We start from the raw sequence: 23,438 nt of genomic DNA, 5'->3' as shown, positions 1-23,438 counted from the left end.
CCGCCTTTCTGAAAAAAGGCTGCATTCAAAAACTGTCATATTTTATCAGTGGGCAGATCCCTGCCCCTGCTGCACCAGCAGGGGATAGAGGAAGTCATGCCACGCACGCTGGTTCGGGGAAAGCACGCCGACCACCGCCGCCAGCAGGCCAAGGCTGCCCAGTATCGCCAGCACCAGCACCACCGCCTGCCCACGACGCAGCAGCAGGCCGATACGCGCCACGTACCATGTCAGCCACAGGCTGTAGCCGAACTCCACCCCGTTCAGGATCATTGCGCCCGTGCCGGATTCCAGCAGCCTGGGCGAAGCCAGCGCCATGAGAAGCGCCACCGCAAGCCCCACGAACAGCGTGACCCAGTCTGTCCACCATGCGGCCGTGATGTAGCGCAGCCACAGTCCTTCACGCTTCCACCGCCGCGCCAGCGCATGGGTCACGATCGCGGGCAGCAGGATCAGGCACAGCGCGAACAGCACCTTCACCCCGCTGAGCGCCTGAGGGGCGGTGCCGATGGTCAGCCCCCCGCCCACCAGCCATAGCGCAAGCCGGGGCGCGAGTGCGGCCAGCACGGAATCGCGCGTGTTGCCAAAATAGGCGATGCCTTCCGCACGGCCCCGCCCCAGCAGCAGCATTCCCTTGAGGATCATGCCAAGACCGGGTGAATTCGGCTGGGGGGATGTGCCGCGATCAGACATTAACGCATTACCTTTTCAAGGAAGCCGGTATAGATCGCCGTCAGCTGCTTCAGGTCCGACAGGCTGACATGCTCGTCCGTCTTGTGCATGCTTGCCCCCACCAGCCCGAATTCCGCCACGGGGCAGTAACGGCTGATAAAGCGGGCATCCGACGTGCCGCCGCCGGTATCCAGCCGGGGCACATGCCCCGTCACCGCCCGCACGCTTGCACGCAGGGCCTCCACCGGCGCGCCGGGTTCGGTCAGGAAGGATTCACCGCTGATGGAAATGCCCACATCCGCCCGTGGGGCATGCCGCGTGGCCACGGTCCGGATCCAGCCCGCAAGGTCGGCGCCGGTATGCAGGTCATTGAAACGGATGTTCAGCCGGGCCTCGGCCCGGGCAGGAATGACATTGGTGGCCGTATTGCCCACGTCAAGGCTGGTGACCTGCAGGCTGGATGCCTCGAACCATTCACTGCCGGCGTCCAGCGGGGCCGCCGTCAGTTCACCCAGAAGCGCCAGCAGGCGGTGAACCGGGTTATCCGCCCGGTGTGGATAGGCCACATGGCCCTGCGTGCCATGCACGACAATATGGGCATTCAGGCTGCCACGGCGGCCGATCTTGATCACCTCACCCATTCCGGCGGGGTTGGTGGGTTCGCCCACAAGGCAGAAATCGGGGATCTGGCCTTCGGCCGCCATCCATTCCAGCACGCGCACCGTGCCGTTGGTGGCGGGGCCTTCCTCATCGCCCGTGATCAGCAGGCTGATCGATCCCTGTGGTCGTGGCGCCTGTTCCAGATACAGCCTGACGGCGGCGACAAAGGCGGCGATGCCCCCCTTCATGTCGCACGCGCCCCGACCGAACAGGACACCGTCATGTATGACCCCGCCAAAGGGATCATGCGCCCATGCACTGTCGTCGCCCACCGGCACGACATCCGTATGCCCCGCGAAACACAGGTGTGGATGCCCCGTGCCAAGGCGGGCGAACAGGTTGGGCGTACGCGCCGCCCCTTCGCCAAACGGCAGCAGGGTTACGCTGAAACCGATCTGTTCCAGCACACGGGCCAACGCGGCAATACCGCAGCCATCATCGGGGGTTACGGAAGGACAGCGGATCAGGTCACGCGCAAGGGCGATGACGCCGCCGGGATCCTGTTCCGTATTCGCCATTCCACCATCCCCCATGATGTTTCTCAGCCGCGCAGCAGGTCGTTGATCGAGGTCTTGGAGCGCGTGCGTTCATCGACGCGCTTGACGATCACCGCGCAGTCCAGCGACGGCAGCGGCTTGCCATCGGTGCTGGTCGCCTGGCGCGGCGGCAGCGTGCCGGGCACGACCACGGAATAGGCCGGAACGCGGCCCATGAAGACCTCGCCCGTCGCGCGGTCGACGATCTTGGTGGAAGCGCCAAGGAACACGCCCATGGACAGCACGCTGCCGCGTTCGACCACGACGCCTTCGGCCACTTCCGAACGCGCACCGATGAAGCAGCCGTCCTCGATGATGACGGGGGCGGCCTGCAGCGGCTCCAGCACGCCGCCGATGCCCACGCCACCACTGATATGGCAGTTCTTGCCGATCTGCGCGCAGCTGCCGATCGTAACCCATGTATCGACCATCGTGCCGCTATCGACATACGCACCGGCATTGACGAAGCTTGGCATCAGCACGACACCCGGCGCGATAAACGCAGAACGGCGCACGATGGAACCCGGGACCGCACGGAAACCCGCGGCGGCAAACGCCGCCTGATCCCAGCCTGCGAATTTCAGCGGCACCTTGTCATAGCTGGGCGCGCCCGCGCCGCCGCCTTCGACAATCCGGTTGTCATTGAGGCGGAAGGACAGCAGGACAGCCTTCTTCAGCCATTCATTGACGACCCAGCCCGCCGGGCCGGGGGTCGCGACGCGCAGCCTGCCGGAATCCAGCGCCAGAAGCGCCGCCTCGACGGCATCACGGTCAGCGCCGGTGGTGGCGGTGGACAGCGTCTCGCGACGCTCCCACAGGGCCTCGATCTGGCTCTGAAGGGATGTATCGGTCATATTTGCAAAATCCTGTCTTGGGCAGGCATCCCCGGCGGGGCATGCCGGGGGCCTTCGGTATTGATTGCCTGCGGACCATGCGGAGGATCATGGGCAATGTCAACGCACTGGCCACGCCCCGCCATGACCCGATCGGGCGCGTTCTATCCGCCGCGGATCAGGGTGCCCGGCCCGGCTTCCGTAAACAGTTCCAGCAGGCAGGAATGCCGCACCCGGCCATCAAGGATGACGGCGGCCTTCGCACCCGCGCGCACGGCCTCCAGGCAGGTTTCGACCTTGGGGATCATGCCGCCGGAAATCATGCCGCTGGCGATGCCACGGCGCGCGTCTTCCGCCGTCAGTTCCGGGATCAGCCTGCCATCACCATCCAGCACGCCGGGCACATCCGTCAGCATGAGCAGACGGCTGGCGTTGACCGCGCCCGCGATGGCGCCTGCGGCGGTATCGGCATTGATATTGTAGGTCTCACCCTGTTCACCCGCGCCGATGGGCGCGATCACCGGGATCAGGCCCGAACCGGACAGCGCATAGATCACGCGCGGGTCAATGCGGGTGGGTTCCCCCACGAAGCCAAGGTCCAGCAGGCGATCGGTCTCGACACCGGCTTCGCGCGCGCGGCGCTGCAGCCTGCGGGCGGAAATCAGGCCGCCATCCAGTCCCGAAATGCCAACCGCCAGCGCACCGGCCCGGTTGATCAGGCCCGCGACCTGCTTGTTCACCTTGCCACCCAGCACCATCTCGATCACGTCGATCATGGCGGCATCGGTCACGCGCAGGCCGTCGATGAAGGTCGATTCAATCTGCAGCCGCTTGAGCATCGCACTGATCTGCGGCCCGCCGCCATGCACCACGACCGGGTTGACCCCGACCTGCTTGAGCAGCGCGATATCATGGCCGAACGCGGTGGACAGCGATGTATCGACCATCGCGCTGCCGCCGTATTTGACGACAACCGTGTCCCCCGCATACCGGCGGAGGTAAGGCAGCGCCCTGGCCAGAACCTCGGCCCGTACCTGTGCTTCCCGGTCGCCCGATTGCGTTCCTGTCATCCGAACGTTCCCTTCGCTCCTGACTGCTGAATACCCATGGCCCGCGGCGGGGCCGGACGTGTGGCCGCCCTAGACCGGATTGGCCAGCCGCGCGAGTTCCGCGCGCAGTTCCGCGATCCCTTCCCCGGTCTCGCTGCTGGTTGCCAGCACATCCGGGAAGGCTGCGGCATGCGTGGCCACGATAGCGGTGACTTCGCGCATCTTGGCTTCCAGCATCGCGGGCTTGGGCACGTCGCACTTGGTCAGCACGACCTGAAATGTTACGGCGGCCCGGTCCAGCAGCTTCATGATTTCCTGGTCGGTCGCCTTGACCTCCACCCGGCTGTCCAGCAGCAGCACGACACGGCGTAGCGTCGGCCTGCCGCGCAGGTAGGAAAACATCATGCCCTGCCAGTCTTCCTTGACCGCCTTGGCGGCCTTGGCAAAACCATAGCCGGGCATGTCCACCAGTGTCAGCCGGTCGGCCAGTTCAAAGAAATTGAGCTGCTTGGTCCGTCCCGGCTCGGACGATGCCCGCGCCAGCGCCCGCCGCCCGGTCAGGGCGTTGATCAGGCTGGACTTGCCAACATTGGACCGCCCGGCAAACGCGATTTCGGGCAGGACGGGATCAGGCAACTGGCCAAGCTGCTGCGCGCCGAACACGAACCTGAATTCACCCGCGAACAGGACGCGACCGATTTCGATGTCGCGTTCCATTTCTTCCGGTGTTGGCGTGGAGGAGGAAAATTCCACCATCTTGATCCCGTCCCTATTTCTTCCCGGCCGGAAGCTTGGGCTTCGCAGGGGCCGCCACAGCGGGCGTAGCCTTGTTCATCCGGCGCTGGATCAGCGTCTGCTGCGCCATGGTCAGCAGGTTGTTCCAGCAATAGTAGATCACCAGCCCGGATGGCTGGCGCGCCATGAAGAACGTGAAGATGATCGGCATGAACTGGAACATCTTCTGCTGCGCCGGGTCCGCCGCCGGGGTGGGGTTCAGGCGCATCTGGGCAAACATGGTCAGCCCGAACGCGATCGGCCACAGGCCAAGCTGGAGCATGGGGGAGATGACCGACGGATTCCACGGGATCAGCCCGAACAGGGTGAACAGGTTGGTCGGGTCAAAGGACGACAGGTCATGGATCCAGCCGAAGAAGGGCGCGTGCCGCATCTCGATCGTGACGTACAGGTCCTTGTACAGGCACCAGAACACCGGGATCTGCAGCAACATGGGCAGGCAGCCGCTGGCCGGGTTGACCTTTTCCTGCTTGTACAGCGCGATCATCTGCTGGTTCAGCGCCATCTGGTCGTCTTTATAGCGCTCACGCAGGGCTTTGATCTTGGGCTGGAGCTGCCGCATCTTGCCCATGGAATGGAACTGCTTGGTCGCCAGCGGGAAGAACAGCGCCTTGACCAGCAGGGTGAACGCCATCAGCGCCAGGCCGAAATTGCCCAGCATGGTGTTCAGCCAGTCCAGCACCGTGAAGATCGGGCGCGTCAGGAACGCAAACCAGCCGAAATCGACCGCTTTCCAGAAATCGGGAATATTCAGGCTGGATTCATATTTTTCCAGCAGCGGCACTTCCTTCGCCCCGGCAAAAACGTGGCTTGCGGTTGTGGCATCGCCCCCGGCGGCAACCACCAGCGGCGCGCGCGCGGTGAAGCCGACATCATAAATACCCTTGTCCCCGCCCGTGGGCTGGTAGGCATAGGTGCCCGCCACGTCGCTGTCCTGCTGCGGAATGACGGCGGACAGCCAGTATTTGTCGGTAATCCCGGCCCATCCGCCCTGACCCGCCTTGGTCCACGCGATGTTGCCCGGCGGCACGGCGCCCTTGCGCAGGGATTTGTAGGAACTCTCATCCAGCTTGTGGTCAATGACGGAAATCGGCCCTTCATGCACCAGGTAGCCGCCCGTCTCAACCGGGGTATAGGCACGTTCCACGCGGGAGAAGGGATACAGCGAAACCGATTCCCCGCCATGGTTGATGACCTTCTGCGTGACCGAGAACATGTAGTTCTGGTCAATCGCGATGCCGATCTGGAACACCTGCCCCTGACCGTTATCCCATGACAGGGTAACGGGCTGCGCCTGCGTCAGGGTATCATGGTCGGCGGTCCAGACGGTATTGGCGTCGGGCACGCTGACATGACCGCCGCTGACATTGGTCCAGCCGACCTCAACCAGGTTGGGTTCCGCCTGCCCGCGCGGTTCCAGCACGCGCACCAGCGGGCTGCCGTCCTTTACCGTCTCGTGGTAATTCTTGAGCACAAGGTCATCAAGGCGCGCGCCACGCAGGTCAAGCGAGCCATGCACGCGGTCGGCATCAATCGCAACGCGCGGGTCGGGCTGGCCCGTATCCGCAGGCGCTGCCGCCGCCGTGGCGTCACCCGCGACGGGCGCCGGTGCGGGCGTGGCGGTATCGGCCTGCTGCTCGACCGTTTTATGGTTCTGCTGTGGCAGGAAATACTCGAACCCAACCAGCACCACGGCAGACAGTGCTGTTGCCACCATAAAACGCTTGATATCCATCAGCGACCCGCCAGACTTTTCGTGTTTTTCATGGAGTCATGCATGTCACAGCCGCAGGCCGTGGCGGGAACGGGATCGTGACCACCCGCGTTCCAGGGGTTGCAGCGCAGGATGCGCCACCCCGCCAGCACACTGCCGCGCATGGCCCCATGGCGGGCAATCGCGTCGCGTGCGTAATGACTGCATGAAGGAGTGAATCGGCAATGCGCGCCCCATATGGGACGGATCACCAGCTGATACGCGCGAATGACCGCGCGCAGCATATGGGCAGGCAGGCTGATGGAAGACGTACTCACGATTCTTCCTTCACTCCCGCCTTGCGCAGGGCCTTGCGGTAATCCCCCATCAGGGCATCAAACCGCCGCCCGCATGTGCCAGCCCGCCCGATGACCACGATATCAACGCCCGCAAGCGCCTGTTCGCGACCAACCAGCCGGACCACTTCACGCAGGCGCCGCCGTGCCCGGTTGCGCACGACGGAATTGCCTACTTTCTTGGTAACGGTAAAACCGTACCGGGCAGCCTGCGTATCGCCGCGTTCAAGCGCCTGCAGCACCAGTCCCGGAACGGGCGCCTTGCGACCCTTGGCCGCAACCCGCAGGAACTCAGCACGTTTTTTAAGGCGCGTGGACTTGTCGGCCACTTTCAGCCGCCCCTTGTATAGAGACATTCATGGTTCCGGGCACACAGGCGCCCGGACCGTACAGACGTCACCTGCCTCAGGCAGAAAGACGCTTGCGACCCTTGGTACGACGATTTGCGACAACCTTGCGGCCACCAACGGTTTCCATACGCGAACGGAAGCCGTGGCGACGCTTGCGGACCAGCTTCGAGGGTTGATACGTGCGCTTCACAACGGCACTCCCAGATTGACAATGACAGACAGGTTACGGAATAAATTCCAACAGGCCCCGTACACTACGGAAACCCTGAGCCGCGCCTTATACTGATGCTTTCGAACAACGTCAATGCTGCTCCCCCCTTGCACCATAACCGGATGATTTTCATGACCAGACCTGCACGCGACTCTGCCGATACGACCGATGACAGGCTGCGGCGACACATCCATGACATCCGTGGCCACCTGTCCCCCGCCATGCTGCGGGCGGATTCGCTGGCGTCGAGCACGGACGAACGTACCCGGGAGGCGGCGCGTGACATCCTGGCGGCGCTGGATGCGGCGACAGAAGAACTCAGCGCGATGCGCCAGCTTCTTGCCGCCCGCAGGCCATAACCGGTCGCGCGCCGGTCAGGGCTTCTGGATCAGCTCGATCTTGTAGCCGTCGGGGTCCTCGACAAAGGCGATGAAGGTGGTGCCGAATTTGACCGGCCCTGGTTCACGCGTGACCTTGCCGCCACCGGCACGGACCTTTTCAACCAGTGCCGTCACGTCGGGCACCCCAAGGGCGAAGTGACCAAATCCCGTGCCGACATCATATCCATCATCCTGACCCCAGTTATAGGTCAGTTCGATTTCCGCCTGCCCCGCCGCATTATCGGCATAACCGATGAAGACAAGGGTGTATTTCCCTTCGGGTACATCCTTGCGCCGCAGTTCGTGCATGCCCAGCAGTTGATAGAAATCGATGCTGGCTTCCAGATTGCGCACGCGCACCATTGTATGCAGGTAGGTTCCCATCGGACATTTCCCCTTCAGTCCATTTTTTCATCTTCGCCGCCAATTCCGGTCAGGAACAGCCCGGCTTCATCCGCCATGGCAATGCAGGTGGCCGGATCGGTCAGCAGCGTGGCACCGGCCTCGATCGCGATTCCACGCAGGCCAGCCGCCACGGCACCCGCAATCGTCCGCGGCCCGATTGTTGGCAGGTCGGCGCGCCGTTCCTGCTCCGGCTTGGCCATCTTGACCAGAACACCACCCGGGCGGTCAGGTTGCCGCAGGCCGCCCACGCGTTCAAGCATGCGGTCGGTCCCTTCCAGGGCCTCCACCGCCAGCACGAGACCGCCCTGCACCACACATCCCTGCCCGATATCCAGCCGCCCCAGTTCGCGCACCACGCGGCGGCCCAGCATGATGTCGTTCCGTGCCGCCATATCGGGACCGATCGCCCCCATCACGCCCCGGCGCGCCACCGACCCGGACAGGTATTCATGCGCGCCACGGATGGTGAACCCTTCTTCCCCCAGCACGCGCACGATTGCCCCGAGCAGCCCGTCATCGCCCGCAAACAGCGCCTTGCCGATACGCGCAAGAATACGCGCGCCCGTCGCATCAGGACGCAGGTTGACGAGGGAGGGCCGCCTTACGGGACCAATCAGCACAAGGTCATGACAATGGTGTTCATGTAACGCGGACAGGATTTCGCCCGCCGCCGCAAGGCGAATCATGCGATGCGGCCAGTGAGCGATCACCGCGGGTTCGGCAAAACCCTGGAACCCGACAATGAAAACCCGGCCACCCGCCTGTTCCACCGCCCGCGCCACCTGACCGGGCAGCGGGCCGCCACCAGCAAGGATGCCAACGCATGGCCCCTGCCGGTCGGCTGCCGGTTCAGGCGCCATCGCTCTCGATCATGTCCCCGCTCTGGACACGCACAAGCCCGCGATGGCTGGGGGCCGCGATGAAATCAAGGATTTCAACAACCCGCGCATCATCGGCATAGGTCTGGCGCACATGCTCCAGCCGGTCCTGAAACACCGCGCCGGTGGCATGGGCCGCCTTGGGGTACAAGGCGCGGAAGGCCTGGCGCATGCGCCGGACTTCCTCTGGCTGGACGCCATTGCGGCGCAGCCAGATCCAGTGCAGCCCCACCAGTCGCGCGCGATTGCCCAGCACGCTGCCATAGGGGATGACATCCGCTTCCACCCCGCACACACCACCGACCAGCGCCGCATGGCCAATGCGCACGAACTGGTGCAGCGCCGCCGCCCCCATGATCCGGGCATCATCCCCGATCACCACATGGCCACCCATGACCACGTTGTTGACGATAATGACACCCCGCCCCAGCGTGCAGTCATGCGCCACATGGGAATTCGCCATGATCAGGCAGTCCGGCCCGATGCGGGTCAAACCGGTGCCGGTGGCGGTGCCACGGTGAATGGTCACGTTTTCACGGATGATGGTGCGGGCACCAATCATGCACGATGTCGGTTCACCCCTGTATTTCAGGTCCTGCGGCGCCATCCCGACAGAGGTGAAGGGATAACACACCACCCCATCCCCCAGGGTCGTGCGCCCGTCAATCACCACATGTGAAATCAGTTCGACATTATCACCGATTTCGACATCCGGCCCGACCGAACACCATGGCCCGATGCGCACGCCCCTGCCGATCCGCGCACGGCTGGACACAATGGATGACGAATGGATTTCAGGCGCTTTTCCACGCCGTTCATCCATGTCGGTACCGCTAGATGAACTTCCTGCCAGAATAGCCTCCATCCCCGCAAGTAACTATGGCCCAAAGACCCGGAAGCGGACACCGGGCCGCCCGTTGGACAGACCCGCGCCACGACCCGTTTCCCGCGGTGTTACCCCATGATCATGGCGCTGAATGTTGCTTCGGCAACAGACACGCCATCAACCCGTGCGATACCCTTGAATTTCCAGACATTCGCACGGCTGCGTTCTTTTTCGACATGGATGCGCAACTGGTCGCCCGGCCCGACGGGACGACGGAATTTCGCGCCATCGATTGTCATGAAGTAAACCAGCTTGCCTTCGAACGCCGGGCCAAGCGTCAGGACCACCAGCGTCGCGGCCGTCTGGGCCATGGCCTCGATGATCAGGACACCGGGCATGACGGGACGTGCGGGGAAATGCCCCTGAAAATGCGGTTCGTTGACCGTGACATTCTTGATGCCAACCGCCGACTGCCCCAGCACGATATCAACCATGCGATCAATCAGCAGGAACGGATAGCGATGGGGAATCGCTTCCATGATCCGCATGATATCAATTGATTCCAGCGTCGCGGGCGTGCCGTCCGCTGGGAGTGCCTCTACTTCTTTATCCACGTCGTCCAACCACTTGTTCGGCCTGAAAGCCTCCCGCGCCAGACGGAACAGTGGCTTCCTGCCGGTTGAATATGCAATGGCAGCAGGCAATCAGCCCTTGTCGGCCTTTTCCCTGTTTCCATCCTGCGTCGTTTTCCTGGCCATCCGACGCAGAAAGGCCACGTTCCGGAAAAATTCCCGAAAAGGCATGGCCGGACTACCGATCATATCGGCTCCGGATTCCACATCGGACATGACACCACACTGCGCGCCGATCCGGGCCTTGGCACCAATCTTGATATGTCCGATCAGCCCGGCCTGCGCCGCAACCGTCACGAAATCACCAAGTTCGGTCGAACCCGAAATGCCAGCCTGGGAAACTACGATACAGCAGCGCCCCAGCCGCGCATTATGGCCAATCTGCACCAGGTTGTCGAGGCGTGAGCCAGCCCCGATCACCGTATCACGGATGGACCCGCGATCCACGGTGGAATTGGCCCCGATCTCCACCCCGTCTTCCAGAATGACGCGACCAAGCTGCGGTACGCTTTCAAAGCCTTCGGGTGTCACGGCAAAGCCAAACCCGTCCTGACCGATCCGCGCCCCCGGCAGCAGCGTGACACGTTCACCCAGCAGGGCGTGGGAAATGGCGACATGCGCGCCAATACGGCAACGCGCCCCGATTTCCACCCCGTTCCCGATGCTGACATGGGTGCCGATAGCGGAACCCGCGCCAATCCGCACGCCGTCGCCCACCACCGTAAAGGCGCCGATCGCGGCCGTCGGGTCGATTTCGCACCCGGTACCGATCACGGCGGAAGGGTGGATGCCCGGCCGGACCGGTGGCGGCGGATAGAACAGGGACGCAATGCGGGCCCATGCCTGGTACGGCGCCTTTGACACCAGAACGGCGGCATGCGGCGGCACCTTGTCCGCAAAGGCGGGGGCTACGATTACCGCGCCAGCACCCGTTCCTTCCAGCAGGGGAAGATAGCGCCGGTTGTCCAGAAAGCTGACCTGTCCCCGCGTAGCGGACTGCAGCGGCGCGATGCCGCTGAACGGGGTGCTGGTTTCCGCCCCGTCGGCAGCCTTGCGCAGTTCAGCCCCGCTGCATTGCGCAAGCTGTTCCAGCCCGAACGGTCCCTGCGTTACGAAAAACCGTGGATCGCCCGGTACGTTATCCGGCGTCACTGTCATGAAACAGGCCTTAATGCTTGGCCGGCGCGGCGGCAGCGGCTGGACGGTCGGCATCCGCCGTGGTCGGCATGGTGCCGGACTTGGCCAGAACCTCCGGGTCCACATCCGCGGCGGGAATGAATACGGTCGGCAGCACGCCGTTCAGCTGCGTTGCCACCTGCTGCGTAATATCCAGGCTTTCCTGACTCAGGGCCACCTGCTCAAGATGCAGCACAAGGTTCATGCCACGGCTGGCGGCAACCTGCCGGATGATCTGGACCAGTTCGCGTTCGATCTGCCCCAGCGCGACCTGGGCCGCTTCCTGAATGACGCGGTTGCGGTTGCGGAAGTTCTTCTGCGCCGCCAGCACGCGTTCCTGCAGCTTGCGCTCGCTGCTCTGGATCTGGTCGGATGACATGGTCTTGGCCTGACCCTGCAGCTTCTGCTGTTCGTCACGCCAGCCTGCCTGCTCCTTCTGCGCATCGCGGGCCAGGTCGTCACGGCGCGCACCCAGCACGCGTTCGGCCTGCTGCGCGGCGGATGACATGCGCATGACATCCGGCACGCTGATCACGCCGATGACAGGGGCCGGGGGCGGTGCGCTCTTGGGCACGTCCGGCGCCTTGGGCACGGGCGGCTGCGGCAGGATGGGCGGCGTCTGTGACTGTGCCTCCTCGCTGTCGGACTGCGGGGCGGGCAGTTGCACGGGGGGTGGCGCCTCATGCGCGGCGGGATGGGGGGCAGGCTGCGACGCCTTGGGCACGAACCAGCCAGAGTTCCCGCCCGAACCCTGCGCATGCGCGCCCGATACGGCCTGATATCCCCACCCGAGCAGAGCGGTTGCGGCAAGCAGACGAATGCCGGATTTACGCAACATTATCACCTCAGAATTGTTGGCCGAAGCCGAAGCGGAGCAACTGGGTCCTGTCGTTCGTTCCCTTGTGCAGGGGAACGCCCAGATCGATATTCACAAGCCCGAACGGACTCTTCCACGCGATACCCACGCCGGTCGAGACCACGGGCGTAAGCGTATCATCATACACCGGGGTATATTTCGGCCAATCCTTCATGGATGTATAGCGCCGACGGACACGCAGCCCGTCCAGCCCGCCCATATCCACGAAGTACCGTCCCTTGATCCCCATGGCCGATGCGAACGGAATGGGGAAATCCACCTGCGCGGATGCCGTGTACATGAACCGGCCACCCAGGAAGTCCTGCTGCGAATGCATCGGGTTGCCGTCACGCGCGGGGATGGCGTAGCTTCGCGGGCCGACACCACCATCCATGAAGCCGCGCAGCGAGTTACCACCAAGGTAGAAGTTATCGATGATGTCGCTGCGACCACCGCCCCAGTTCATGATGTCACCCGCACCGGCACGGAAGCTGACCGTCCAGTCATGGTTGCCCATGATGCTGTCAAGCGGGATGTAGTAGGCGGCATCCACCTTGCCACGCAGGTAGCGCTCGTTACCGCCGATACCGGCGAAATCGCCACCCACACGTATGACGAAACCTTTATGCGGCTGCTGCCTGCGGTCGCGTGTATCGTATGTCAGTGTGGTGCTGAGCTGTGACAGGAGCGACCAGCCATTCTGGTCCTGCACGTAATATGACGAATCAGACCACGTATCACCAATGTCACGATCGGTCAGCGTATAGCTCCACGATTGCGACAGGTGGTTGTTGTACGAATACCCCATGCGCAGCGTCATGCCGATACGCGCTTCGGAATAGCTCTGGTACGTCATGTAGCGGTTCTGGATACCGAACAGGTCGATGCCCGCCACAAGATTGCGGTTGAGGAAATACGGGTCCGTCAGCGAGATGTCGGCCTGGTCTTCATAATACGCGGCAGTACCCGTGAAGCCTGCGTCAATGCCGGTGCCCAGCAGGTTATGCTGCTTCAACCCGAGATTGCCCAGCACGCCGGCATCGGTCGAGTAACCGCCACCGAGCGAGAATTCACCCGTCGGCTTTTCCACCACGTCGGCCGAGATATTGACCTTGTCCGGCGCGGAACCGGGCGTCTGATCGATCGAGACCGTCTTGAAGAAGCCCAGGTCTTCCAGGATCAGCTTGGAATACTTGCGGTCCAGCGGGGTGTACGGGTCCCCTTCGGCCATGGGCAGCTGGCGCCGGATGACCTTGTCCTCGGTAATGGTGTTGCCGTTGATGTCGATACGCTCGACATACATCCGCGGGCCTTCGCTTATGTCAAACAGCAGGTTGACGGTGCGTTTTTCCGGGTTGCGGGCAATTTCGGGATGGACCATGGCGAAGGGATAGCCCTTGCCCTGCAGCATTTCCTGCATGTCCGTCGCGTTGTGCTGGATGGCGCTGCCATCATACCACTGCCCGTGGAACAGCGAGATGTACTTGCGCATCGACTCAGCGCTGACATGACGCAGGGACGAGCGTACATCCATCTTGTTCAGGCGGTAACGTGGACCTTCTTCCATCGTATAGGTGATGTAGAAGCTCTTGCGGTCAGCCGACAGTTCGCCCGTGGCGTTCTTGATCTGGAAATCGACAAAGCCGTTTTTCAGGTAAAAACGATGCAGCAATTCAGCATCATACTTGATGCGTTCGGGATTGTACTGGTCGCTGGAAGCAAAGAAACGGTACCATGCCGTCTCCTTGGATGATACGACACCCGCCAGGGCCGCGCTGCTGAATGCGTGGTTGCCTACAAACGTGACCTTCTTGATCAGCGTCTTCTGCGCTTCGTTGATGTGGAAGATCACATCAACGCGGTTATGTGCAAGGCGGATGATCTGCGGTGTGACGGTGGCCGCGTACCGCGCCTTTTCCGCATAGACACCCAGGATCTTGGTGCGGTCGGCGGCAATGCCCTGCGGGGAATAGACCGCGCGCGGACGCAGCGAGATGACTTTCGTCAGGTCCTCGTCCTTGGCGGCATGATTGCCTTCGAACACGATACGGTTGACGATCGGGTTTTCGACCACATGCACTTCAAGCACGTTGCCCACGCGCTTGAGCGTTACGTCATGAAACAGTCCGGTGGCGTACAGGGTCTTGAGCGAACGGTCGAGCAGATCCTGATTGAAGCGGTCGCCCGGCTGGACAACCATGTATGACAGGATGGTGCTGGTTTCGATGCGGCTGTTGCCCTTGATGTCCACCGCTTCGATCGGGTCTTCAAGCGGCGGGGCCTTGATCGCCTCCACCTCGGGTTCCTGCTGCACGCCGTCCACTGGCGCCATATCCCCGCCGAATGGCGTGTTCTGTGCTGCTTCTTCCTGTGCATATGCACCGACCGTCCAGAACAGCGGCATAACGCAGACAGACGCAAGCAGCGCTGAACGTTTACTCGACAAAATCGCTATTCCTCACCACTCGGCATGCGGATCAGCCATGCATTAAGACCGGATGGAGGGCCGGCTCCCTTCCTGTCATGTATCAGTCTTCGTGGCGGACCTATCCGATATACGCCACACTGTGCAAGCACTTGTGTCACCCGCTGCACCTTAGCCCTGTCCGGCGCGCGACGCGAGCCATTGGAACAGGCCGAAATGTGACAGATCGTTAAAGGTTGAAAACAGAAATAATCCGGCAATCAGCGCAAAGCCAGCCTGAAAGCTGATTTCCTGCACCCGACGAGACACCGGCCGCCCCAGAATAGCCTCAAATATATAAAACACTAGCCGTCCCCCATCAAGAATCGGCACGGGGAACAGGTTGATCAGCCCGAGGTTGATCGACAGCAGCGCCATGAACGACACCAGGCTGGGCACGCCATACTGCGCCACCTGACCCGACATCTGGGCAATGCGCAGCGGACCGCCAAGGTCCTTGGTGCTGTGCTGTCCCGTAATCATCTGCCACAGCCCGTCCAGCGTCTGGACCGATACGTTCCATGTTTCCCTGATGGCGGAAACAAAGGCCCGCGGCAGGGATTGCGGCTTGCCGACCTCGGCGGCGAAGGACACGCCGATCTGGCCGTGGCGGTTGGCCTTGTCCCCGACCGCACCGATATGGACCGGCAGCACCTGTTCCGCACCATTACGGCGGACCGTCAGCGTGGTCTGGGCATCCGCCTGCCCGCTGACAAAGGACTGCAGGTCGGTCACGTCGCGCACCCTGTGGTCACCCACGCGCACGATTACGTCGCCCTTTTCCACCCCGGCGCTGGCGGCAGCCCCATCGGGCATGACCTGGGCCACCTGATTGAGGATATGCGGCTGCCCCGACATGGCGAACAGGCCGGTAAACAGCACGATGGCCAGCAGGAAGTTGAATACCGGCCCGGCCATGATCACGATGGCCCGCGACAGGACCGGCTTGTCATGGAACGTGCGTCCGGGCTGCCACGCGGCCTTCTGTTCCTCGGTCGCGTCTTCCGGCCCCTCGAATCCATGCGGGCGGACATATCCGCCCAGCGGCACCGGGCACAGCCGCCATTCCGTGCCCACGCTGTCATGCCAGCGCAGGAGGGGACGGCCAAAACCGATCGAAAAAACCTCGACATGCACGCCACGCCAGCGCGCGGCAAGGTAGTGACCAAGTTCGTGAATGAAAACCAGCACCCCCAGCACAAGGGAGAAAGCCAGAATGGTCCGGATCAGATCATGCATGAATGCTACGCTATCTCCCGATGGCCAGAAAGACCATCCAGAATCATGTCAGGCCGCGCGGGCAACCGTACGCTGGCGGGCGACACGGCGGGATTCATTATCCCAGTGCAGCACTTCTTCCAGCGTATCCGCACGCTGCGGCCCGATGGATTGCATCACATCCTCGACGATCCGTGCAATATCAAGAAAGCCGATTTCGCGCTTCAGGAACGCCTCGACCGCGATTTCATTCGCCCCCGACAGGATGGCGGGCATCGCCCCGCCCGCACGCAGGGATTCGCGCGCCAGGCGCAGCGCGGGGAAGCGGACCTCGTCCGGGGCCTCGAAATCAAGGCGCGCCAGTGCGGCCAGATCCAGACGGGGCGAATTGGTGGGCATGCGCGCAGGCCATGCCAGCGTATGGGCAATGGGAATGCGCATGTCGGCCGAGCCAAGCTGCGCCACGATGGAACCATCGGTATACTGCACCATGCCATGCACCACGGACTGCGGATGCACGACAACGCCCAGCTTGTCCTCGGTCACGTTGAACAGGCGCGCCGCCTCGATCAGTTCCAGACCCTTGTTGAACATGGTGGCGGAATCGATGGTGATCTTGGCCCCCATGGTCCATGTCGGGTGCTTCAGCGCCGCCTCCAGCGGGGCCTTTTCCATTTCCTCAAGGCTTGCCCTGCGGAACGGCCCGCCCGAAGCGGTCAGGATGATCTGCTCGACCTGATCGGCCTGCTTGTCGGCCATGGACTGGAATACGGCGTTATGTTCGGAATCGACCGGCAGCAGGGTCGCCCCCGCATCCGCCACGGCCCGGAGCATGACATCACCGGCGCAGACCAGCGCTTCCTTGTTGGCAAGTGCTACGGACCGGCCATTGCGCACGGCGGCCAGCGTGGGTTCCAGCCCCGTGGCGCCGGTGATGGCGGCCATGGTCCAGTCTACCGGCAGGCTTGCCGCCTCGATCACGGCGGCGCGGCCCCCGGCCGTCTCGATGCCGCTGTCGGCCAGCAGGCGTTCCAGTTCCGGCAGCAGGCTTTCATCGGCGATCACGGCGCGCTGCGCACCCAGCGCCCGGGCCTGTTCCGCCAGCTTCGTGACATTACGCCCGCCCACCAGCGCGCCGGTGCGGAACTGGTCAGGCGCCTGCAGCAGCAGGTCCACCGTGGAACAGCCAATGCTGCCCGTGCTGCCCAGAACGGAAACTGTCTTCATTGTAACGTCATTCCCCAAAACTGTTCATGGCCCCGGCCATCGGCTCAGCGCAGACCCACATACCAGAAAGCGGCACCACCCGCCGCCCCCAGTGACAGCAGGGCCGCCATCGGGGCGGCGACCAGCAGCCCATCAAAACGGTCCAGCAGCCCACCGTGCCCGGGCAGGATCGTACCGGAATCCTTGACCCCACGGGCACGCTTGAGCGCGCTTTCCGCAAGATCCCCGGCCTGCGCCGCGATGGCGACAAGGGCGCCGAATACCGCCCCGCGCCACAGCGCGCCCGGCAGCGCGCCGGGCAGCAGGGCCGCAATCAGCATGCCGCCCAGCACGGCGCAGCCCAGGCCACCGATGGAGCCGGACCATGTCTTGGCGGGTGAAATACGCGGCGCAAGCTTCGGGCCACCAAACAGCCGCCCGGTCATGTAGGCCCCGGTGTCACTCAGCGCCACGCATGCGACGAGAAACAGGACAACGCCCGCTCCCGGTTCACTCATGTAGCGCAGCCACAGCAGCGACAGTCCGGCGCAGCCAATGGCCACCTGCCCCGCCCACAGGGCCGGACCCAGCACGATCGCCGCCGCCATGACCAGCAGCGCCCCGCCCCAGTGCCCCGCCAGTGCCGCAATCCCGACGCAGGCCGCCCACGCCATGCACAACTGGCCGCGCCGCGTTTCCAGCCCGAAGCCGAACATGCGCGCCCATTCCATGGCCATGCCCGCCATGGCCCCGACGATCAGCGCGCCATACAGCAGGCCGCCATACCACACGCACAGCGCGACACACGGCACCAGCACGGCGGCGGACAGGACGCGCGCGCGCAGATCTTTCCAGTTCCCTGATTTCCCTGCCGCGGCAGCGGGGGCTGCCCTGCTCCTGTTTTCAGGCTGGTCTTGCACCGAATCGCCTTTCACGCCGTGAATAGATATCCAGCACGGCGTCAAAATGCGTCGCGTCAAAATCCGGCCAGGGAATATCAAGGAAAACCAGTTCGGCATAAGCCGACTGCCATAAAAGAAAATTGGACAGGCGGCATTCCCCGCTTGTCCGCACCACCAGGTCGGGATCCGGCATGCCGGCCGTCAGCAGGGCGCTGGCGAAAACGGTTTCGTCAATCTGCTCGGCCCGCAGTTCACCCCGCGCGACAGCCTGCGCCATGCGGGTCGCCGCCTGCACGATATCCGCCCGCCCGCCATAGGACAGCGCCAGCACCAGCACCAGCCGGGTGTTGCCACGCGTCACCTCTTCGGCGCGACGGGCTTCTTCCTGAATATCGCGGGGAAAACGTGCAAGATCGCCGATAATGCGCAGCCGCACCCCTTCGCGCGACAGTTCGGCCACCTTGTGGCGCAGGTAATAGCGCAGCAGGCTGGTCAGGTCCGCGACCTCCCCCGGTGCGCGCCGCCAGTTTTCGGATGAGAAGGCATACAGCGTCAGCCATCGCACCCCCCGTGCCGTGGCGGCGCGAACGGTGCGCTGCACGGCTTCCGCCCCCGCACGGTGCCCCGCCAGCAGCGGGAGGCCACGCGTGCTGGCCCACCGGCCGTTGCCGTCCATGATGATGGCGACATGTTCCGGCAGGCACGTATGGGCTGTGGCTGGATGATCTGACCCGGACAAGACCTGATCGCCCTCCTCAGTCACACACACGATGGAGCACAGGGGTTACGGCATTCACGCATCAATCAGACCTGCTTGATCTCGCGTTCTTTTTCAACCAGCAGATCATCAATGCGCTTGACGTACTGGTCGGTCAGCTTCTGGATCGCGTCCGACCATGTCTTGACATCGTCTTCGCTGATCTCGCTGGCCTTTTCCAGTTTCTTGGTCTGGTCCATGCCATCACGACGCACGCCGCGCACGGCGATCTTGCCATTTTCCGCATACTTGCCGGCCGCGCGGGCCAGTTCGTTACGGCGCTCTTCCGTCAACTGGGGAATGGGCACGCGCACGGTCTGGCCATCAGCCGCCGGGTTCAGGCCCAGGCCCGCATCGCGGATGCCGCGTTCCACAGCACCCACCAGGGTACGGTCCCATACCTGAACCGTCAGCATGCGCGCTTCCGGCACGGCGATGGATCCAACCTGCGTCAGCGGCACTTCGCCGCCATAGGCTTCCACCCGCACGGGTTCCAGCAATGCCGGATTGGCGCGACCCGAACGCAGCCCCGCAAAGTCACGGCGCAGGCTTTCAATGGCGCCGTCCATACGGCGGGTCAGATCCGCCAGCAAGGTTTTCTGATCGACAGACACTGTGGCCCTCCTTTTTGATTCCTGATCCACCGGGCATGACTACACCCGCGAACGGGCGACAGGGATATCCCGGTTTCAGTCAGCCGCCACGATGGTGGTGAAACGTCCCTCGCCGCGCATGACGCGGGTGAAGGGGTCCTTTCCATGAATATTGAATACCACGATAGGCAGCCGGTTTTCGCGCGCAAGGCTGATCGCCGCCGCATCCATGACATTCAGGTCATTGGCCAGCACGTCACGATAGGTCAGCGTGTCATAGCGCTTTGCATCGGGCACCTTGCGCGGGTCGGCGGAATAGACGCCATCAACCTGCGTGCCCTTGAACAGGGCGTTGCATTCCATTTCCGCCGCACGCAGCGCCGCCCCCGTATCGGTGGTGAAGAACGGGTTGCCGGTCCCCGCCGCGAAGATCACGACGCGGCCCTTTTCCATATGCCGCACGGCGCGGCGACGGATATAGGGTTCCGCAATGGAGGACATGTGAATGGCGGTCATGACCCGCGTCGGCACGCCATGGCGTTCGAGCGAGTTCTGCATGAGCAGCGCGTTGATGACGGTCGCCAGCATGCCGGCGTAATCGCCCTGCGCACGGTCCATGCCGCGGGCCGCCGCGGCCACGCCACGGAAAATATTGCCGCCGCCGATAACCAGGCAGACCTCCACCCCCGTCCGGGCCACGGCCGCCACGTCGGCCGCGATGGCGTCAACCGTGGCGGGATCGACCCCGTATGACCCGCTGCCCATCAGGGCTTCCCCTGATACTTTCAGCAGGACGCGCTTGTATGATGGTGCGGGGGATGTGTCGGACTGGGTCATTGGTCCTCGGCGCAGATCAGGCAGACGGGGCTAGGGACGGGCAGGCCGCCCGACCATGCCCTGTCATATAGAGGGATGCCCCCCCCCACAAGCCGATGATCCCTCTTTTGAGGATTCAGGACGCATCATCCAGGCCGATCGCGCGCAGGCGGGCGCGTTCCTCATCCCATCCCGCGCGTTCCTTCACATTCAGGAAAAGATGGCATTTGCGCCCCAGCAGCCGCGTCAGTTCATGGCGCGCCTTTTCGCCGATCGCGCGAATCCGGCTGCCGCGTTCGCCAATCAGGATGGCCTTGTGCGACCCGCGCGCGACATAGATCGTGACATCGATGCGCACCGACCCGTCGGGCCGTTCGGCAAAGCCCTCGGTCTCGGCCGTTGCGGCATAGGGGACTTCCTCATGCGTCTGCAGGAAGATCTGTTCGCGCACCAGTTCGGCCGCCAGCAGGCGATCCGGCAGGTCGGTCAGGTCGTCTTCGGGATACAGGTATGGTCCCGCCGGCAGGTCGGCCGCCAGGCGGTCCAGCAGGTCGTCCACCCCCTCGCCCGAGCGTGCGCTGACCATGAACACATGCTCGACCGGCAGGATGGCGGACAGTTCCGCCGTCAGCGGCAGCAGCGCGTCACGCCGGACAAGGTCGGTCTTGTTCAGCACCAGCCACAGCCTGCGCTTCTGTTCCGCAAGCCGGGTCGCTATGGCGCGCAGCGCGTCGGTCATGCCCGCGCGCGCATCCACGATCAGCAGCGTGATGTCGGCATCTTCCGATCCCGTCCACGCGGCTGCGACCATGGCGCGGTCCAGCTTGCGGCGCGGCTGGAAGATACCCGGCGTGTCCACCAGCAGGATCTGGGTCCGGTCGCGCATGAGGATGCCCAGCACCCGGAAGCGCGTCGTCTGCGCCTTGGGGCTGACAATCGAAAGCTTGGTGCCCGCCATGCGGTTCAGCAGCGTGGACTTGCCCGCATTGGGCGCGCCCACAATGGCCACGAAGCCACAGCGTGTCGTATTGTCCTGATCCTGCCCGGTCATTTTCCCTGCCCCTTGCGGTCGGTGGAAGAAGCGGCCTGTCCGCCCGCGCCCAGCTGGCGCAGCAGGTCCGATGCGGCATCGCTTTCGGCCGCGCGCTTGCTGCCAGCGATCCCCTGCCCGGTTTTGCCCTGCGCGTCCACCGTAATGACGAAACGCGGCGCGTGCGATGGCCCGTCGGCGGACACCACACGGTACTGCGGCAGCGGCAGCCCGCGCCCCAGCACCCATTCCTGCAATGCGGTCTTGGGATCCTTGGGCGGACGGGCCTGGGCCACGATGGATTCATTCCACATCCGCCGCACGAAGGCGCGGGCGGGGTCCAGCCCGCCATCCAGGTACATGGCCCCCAGTATGGCCTCGACCGCATCGGCCAGCACGTTGGCCATCTGGCGCACGCCGGCGCGGGCCTCGTGCTCGGCCACGTCCAGCGCCGACTGCAGCCCCATGACGTGGGCCACCTGCGCCAGCACCGTGCGGGAGACGAGATGCGCGTGACGGGGGCCAAGCGCGCCCTCCTGCTCATCGGGGAAGCGTTCGAGCAGCCATTCGGCCATGAGCAGGCCAAGCACCCGGTCGCCAATGAATTCCAGCCGTTCGTTGGACCCGGCCCCGCGTCTTGCCACGCTCTGGCGCGTGCGGCGGCCGCCATTGCGCTCATGCGCTGCGGAACGGTGGGTCAATGCGCGCAGCAGCAGGTCGGGCCGGGTGAAATGGTACCCCAGACACGCCTCCAGCCGGGTGATTTCCGCCGCGGGCACGCGTTCGGCCTCCATGGTCAGTGAATCCCCATGAACAGGCGGTTCCAGCGGATCTCGACCGGCCAGTACCAGACCTGCCAGAACGGATGGGCGTTATCGACGGACATGAAGATCCATTTGGCCTGCCCCACCAGGTTTTCCATTGGAACGAAGCCAAGGTCCTGCGGTTCATCCCCCATGAAGCGGCTGTCGGCGCTGTCATCACGATTGTCGCCCATGGCGAAGAAATAACCCGGCGGCACGACGTATTCCGGGGTGTCGTTCTTGCCGCCCTCATCGGTCAGTTTCAGGATGTCATGGGCCACCGGGCCATGGCCGCCGCTGCCGGGCAGGATCTCGCGGTAGCGGTCGCCTTCCATGCGGGTGCGGTGTTCATCTATCGCGGTGTATTCGCCTTCCGGCTCACGCGGGACCTGCTGCCCGTTCAGGAACAGCCTGCCTTCGCGCATCTGCACCGTGTCACCGGGCAGGCCGACGATACGCTTGATGTAGTCGATGGACGTGTCCTTGGTGAAACGGAACACCGCCACGTCGCCCCGGTGCGGGGGGCTGTTGAAGATCCGCCCCTCGAACAGGTTGGGGGAACCGGGCAGCGCGTAACGCGAATAGCCATAGCTGTATTTGGCCACCCACACGTAGTCCCCCACCTGCAGGGTCGGGATCATGGAACCGGACGGGATGTTGAATGGCTCAAACAGCACCGTGCGGACGCTGATGGCCAGGATTCCGGCGATCACGACGGTACGCAGCAGGTCCAGCAGGCCACCGTCCCGACGCGCGGCGTCTGGTCCCGGCTGGGAGGAAATCGTCTTGTTATCGTCCATTGGCATACTTGTTCTTCAATCCGGATCTGGCATCGACCGGACAGGCAGCGCCGGACGAATAACGTGCGGATCAAGCCCGCGCACCCCCCACCTGTCAAGCATTGCCCATGCGGGCAAGGCAGGTGATCAGGATGCGCCCGCTTTTTCCGCCATGATCATGACCTGTGCGAAGGCATAGGGATGTTCATCGGTCATGGTCAGGAAAACCCGCGCCACATACCCGTCGGGCAACAACGCCTCCAGCCGCGCCAGCGCCCCGCCCGCAAGCCGCATGACCGGCTGGCCCGTGGGCAGGTTTTCAACCCCCATGTCACGATGGAACACGCCCTGCGCAAAGCCGGTGCCCAGCGCCTTGGCGCAGGCTTCCTTCGCCGCCCACCGCTTGGCATAGGTTCCCAGCCGCGCGGTTCCCTGCCTGCGCGCGGCGGCGGCCCGTTCGGACGCGGTAAAGACCCGCTGCTCGAACCGTGTTCCATGTCGTGACAGGACGGTTTCGATCCGCCTTGCGTCACACAGGTCGGACCCGATGCCGATCAGCATG

Annotated in this window: 27 protein-coding genes; 1 reads left to right on the top strand and 26 read right to left on the bottom strand. The window is 63.8% G+C overall.

Annotation, left to right across the window (positions count from 1 at the left end; translation table 11 throughout):
* Positions 1 to 45 precede the first annotated feature (45 nt).
* From GEU01_RS01815 to rpmH, 9 genes are all read right to left on the bottom strand, one after another.
* Complete coding sequence (locus GEU01_RS01815; protein ID WP_010507722.1) at positions 46 to 693, bottom strand: hypothetical protein; 648 nt, start codon at positions 691 to 693, stop codon at positions 46 to 48.
* Positions 693 to 1,850 (bottom strand): succinyl-diaminopimelate desuccinylase, encoded by a 1,158-nt coding sequence (gene dapE, locus GEU01_RS01810; RefSeq protein ID WP_019084705.1) that lies wholly within the window; start codon positions 1,848 to 1,850, stop codon positions 693 to 695. Before dapE ends, GEU01_RS01815 begins: the two co-directional genes overlap by 1 nt.
* A gap of 23 nt (positions 1,851 to 1,873) precedes the next feature.
* On the bottom strand, positions 1,874 to 2,722 hold the full coding sequence (gene dapD / locus GEU01_RS01805; RefSeq protein ID WP_010507725.1) for a 2,3,4,5-tetrahydropyridine-2,6-dicarboxylate N-succinyltransferase: 849 nt from the start codon (positions 2,720 to 2,722) through the stop codon (positions 1,874 to 1,876).
* A 143-nt stretch (positions 2,723 to 2,865) separates the two neighbouring features.
* Positions 2,866 to 3,771 carry an acetylglutamate kinase gene (argB, locus tag GEU01_RS01800; RefSeq protein ID WP_019084704.1) on the bottom strand — a complete coding sequence of 302 codons (906 nt, stop codon included), beginning with the start codon at positions 3,769 to 3,771 and terminating at the stop codon, positions 2,866 to 2,868.
* A 69-nt stretch (positions 3,772 to 3,840) separates the two neighbouring features.
* Complete coding sequence (gene yihA, locus GEU01_RS01795; RefSeq protein ID WP_010507727.1) at positions 3,841 to 4,506, bottom strand: ribosome biogenesis GTP-binding protein YihA/YsxC; 666 nt, start codon at positions 4,504 to 4,506, stop codon at positions 3,841 to 3,843.
* 13 nt (positions 4,507 to 4,519) lie between these two features.
* The gene (gene yidC, locus GEU01_RS01790) at positions 4,520 to 6,280 is read right to left on the bottom strand and encodes a membrane protein insertase YidC (RefSeq protein WP_019084702.1); all 1,761 of its coding nucleotides are present in this window, start codon (positions 6,278 to 6,280) and stop codon (positions 4,520 to 4,522) included.
* On the bottom strand, positions 6,280 to 6,576 hold the full coding sequence (gene yidD, locus GEU01_RS01785) for a membrane protein insertion efficiency factor YidD (RefSeq protein ID WP_010507729.1): 297 nt from the start codon (positions 6,574 to 6,576) through the stop codon (positions 6,280 to 6,282). The genes yidC and yidD overlap by 1 nt, the downstream gene beginning before the upstream one ends.
* On the bottom strand, positions 6,573 to 6,923 hold the full coding sequence (gene rnpA / locus GEU01_RS01780) for a ribonuclease P protein component (RefSeq protein ID WP_010507730.1): 351 nt from the start codon (positions 6,921 to 6,923) through the stop codon (positions 6,573 to 6,575). Before rnpA ends, yidD begins: the two co-directional genes overlap by 4 nt.
* 76 nt (positions 6,924 to 6,999) lie before the next feature.
* Positions 7,000 to 7,134, bottom strand: coding sequence for a 50S ribosomal protein L34 (rpmH, locus tag GEU01_RS24125; protein ID WP_010507731.1), 135 nt, complete (start codon positions 7,132 to 7,134; stop codon positions 7,000 to 7,002).
* A 152-nt stretch (positions 7,135 to 7,286) separates the two neighbouring features.
* On the opposite strand from rpmH, the gene GEU01_RS01775 reads away from it, so the two are divergent.
* Positions 7,287 to 7,514, top strand: a complete 228-nt coding sequence (locus tag GEU01_RS01775; RefSeq protein ID WP_019084701.1) for a hypothetical protein — start codon at positions 7,287 to 7,289, stop codon at positions 7,512 to 7,514.
* Positions 7,515 to 7,529: 15 nt separating this feature from the next.
* Here the strand turns inward: GEU01_RS01775 and gloA are convergent, their stop codons facing one another.
* From gloA to acpS, 17 genes are all read right to left on the bottom strand, one after another.
* On the bottom strand, positions 7,530 to 7,919 hold the full coding sequence (gloA, locus tag GEU01_RS01770; RefSeq protein ID WP_010507733.1) for a lactoylglutathione lyase: 390 nt from the start codon (positions 7,917 to 7,919) through the stop codon (positions 7,530 to 7,532).
* A gap of 14 nt (positions 7,920 to 7,933) precedes the next feature.
* Entirely contained in the window at positions 7,934 to 8,800 is an 867-nt protein-coding gene (locus GEU01_RS01765) for an LpxI family protein (protein ID WP_010507734.1), read from the bottom strand.
* On the bottom strand, positions 8,790 to 9,641 hold the full coding sequence (gene lpxA, locus GEU01_RS01760) for an acyl-ACP--UDP-N-acetylglucosamine O-acyltransferase (protein WP_019084700.1): 852 nt from the start codon (positions 9,639 to 9,641) through the stop codon (positions 8,790 to 8,792). The genes GEU01_RS01765 and lpxA overlap by 11 nt, the downstream gene beginning before the upstream one ends.
* A gap of 131 nt (positions 9,642 to 9,772) precedes the next feature.
* Positions 9,773 to 10,258, bottom strand: a complete 486-nt coding sequence (gene fabZ, locus GEU01_RS01755) for a 3-hydroxyacyl-ACP dehydratase FabZ (RefSeq protein ID WP_026018411.1) — start codon at positions 10,256 to 10,258, stop codon at positions 9,773 to 9,775.
* A gap of 90 nt (positions 10,259 to 10,348) precedes the next feature.
* Positions 10,349 to 11,488: a UDP-3-O-(3-hydroxymyristoyl)glucosamine N-acyltransferase gene (gene lpxD, locus GEU01_RS01750; RefSeq protein ID WP_019084699.1), complete on the bottom strand. Its 1,140-nt coding sequence runs from the start codon at positions 11,486 to 11,488 to the stop codon at positions 10,349 to 10,351.
* Positions 11,445 to 12,290: an OmpH family outer membrane protein gene (locus tag GEU01_RS01745; protein WP_019084698.1), complete on the bottom strand. Its 846-nt coding sequence runs from the start codon at positions 12,288 to 12,290 to the stop codon at positions 11,445 to 11,447. The genes lpxD and GEU01_RS01745 overlap by 44 nt, the downstream gene beginning before the upstream one ends.
* 7 nt (positions 12,291 to 12,297) lie before the next feature.
* Positions 12,298 to 14,712, bottom strand: a complete 2,415-nt coding sequence (gene bamA, locus GEU01_RS01740) for an outer membrane protein assembly factor BamA (protein WP_019084697.1) — start codon at positions 14,710 to 14,712, stop codon at positions 12,298 to 12,300.
* Positions 14,713 to 14,904: 192 nt separating this feature from the next.
* Positions 14,905 to 16,011: an RIP metalloprotease RseP gene (gene rseP, locus GEU01_RS01735; protein WP_019084696.1), complete on the bottom strand. Its 1,107-nt coding sequence runs from the start codon at positions 16,009 to 16,011 to the stop codon at positions 14,905 to 14,907.
* Between the two features lie 48 nt (positions 16,012 to 16,059).
* Positions 16,060 to 17,217, bottom strand: coding sequence for a 1-deoxy-D-xylulose-5-phosphate reductoisomerase (gene dxr / locus GEU01_RS01730; RefSeq protein WP_019084695.1), 1,158 nt, complete (start codon positions 17,215 to 17,217; stop codon positions 16,060 to 16,062).
* 44 nt (positions 17,218 to 17,261) lie between these two features.
* Positions 17,262 to 18,116: a phosphatidate cytidylyltransferase gene (locus tag GEU01_RS01725; protein WP_019084694.1), complete on the bottom strand. Its 855-nt coding sequence runs from the start codon at positions 18,114 to 18,116 to the stop codon at positions 17,262 to 17,264.
* Positions 18,100 to 18,774 (bottom strand): polyprenyl diphosphate synthase, encoded by a 675-nt coding sequence (uppS, locus tag GEU01_RS01720; RefSeq protein WP_231289832.1) that lies wholly within the window; start codon positions 18,772 to 18,774, stop codon positions 18,100 to 18,102. The genes GEU01_RS01725 and uppS overlap by 17 nt, the downstream gene beginning before the upstream one ends.
* A 128-nt stretch (positions 18,775 to 18,902) precedes the next feature.
* On the bottom strand, positions 18,903 to 19,469 hold the full coding sequence (frr, locus tag GEU01_RS01715) for a ribosome recycling factor (protein ID WP_019084693.1): 567 nt from the start codon (positions 19,467 to 19,469) through the stop codon (positions 18,903 to 18,905).
* Between the two features lie 75 nt (positions 19,470 to 19,544).
* On the bottom strand, positions 19,545 to 20,285 hold the full coding sequence (pyrH, locus tag GEU01_RS01710; protein ID WP_019084692.1) for a UMP kinase: 741 nt from the start codon (positions 20,283 to 20,285) through the stop codon (positions 19,545 to 19,547).
* Positions 20,286 to 20,400: 115 nt separating this feature from the next.
* On the bottom strand, positions 20,401 to 21,315 hold the full coding sequence (gene era, locus GEU01_RS01705) for a GTPase Era (RefSeq protein ID WP_019084691.1): 915 nt from the start codon (positions 21,313 to 21,315) through the stop codon (positions 20,401 to 20,403).
* On the bottom strand, positions 21,312 to 22,088 hold the full coding sequence (rnc, locus tag GEU01_RS01700; RefSeq protein ID WP_019084690.1) for a ribonuclease III: 777 nt from the start codon (positions 22,086 to 22,088) through the stop codon (positions 21,312 to 21,314). Before rnc ends, era begins: the two co-directional genes overlap by 4 nt.
* A 2-nt stretch (positions 22,089 to 22,090) precedes the next feature.
* Complete coding sequence (lepB, locus tag GEU01_RS01695; RefSeq protein ID WP_010507752.1) at positions 22,091 to 22,897, bottom strand: signal peptidase I; 807 nt, start codon at positions 22,895 to 22,897, stop codon at positions 22,091 to 22,093.
* A 126-nt stretch (positions 22,898 to 23,023) separates the two neighbouring features.
* The gene (gene acpS, locus GEU01_RS01690; RefSeq protein ID WP_019084689.1) at positions 23,024 to 23,437 is read right to left on the bottom strand and encodes a holo-ACP synthase; all 414 of its coding nucleotides are present in this window, start codon (positions 23,435 to 23,437) and stop codon (positions 23,024 to 23,026) included.
* Position 23,438: the final 1 nt, after the last annotated feature.

This window comes from Komagataeibacter europaeus LMG 18890 (assembly GCF_000285295.1).
GTDB classification, from domain to species: Bacteria; Pseudomonadota; Alphaproteobacteria; order Acetobacterales; family Acetobacteraceae; genus Komagataeibacter; species Komagataeibacter europaeus.
The sequence above is the reverse complement of the archived record's forward strand: the minus strand, read 5'-3'. Positions and strand labels throughout refer to the sequence as shown.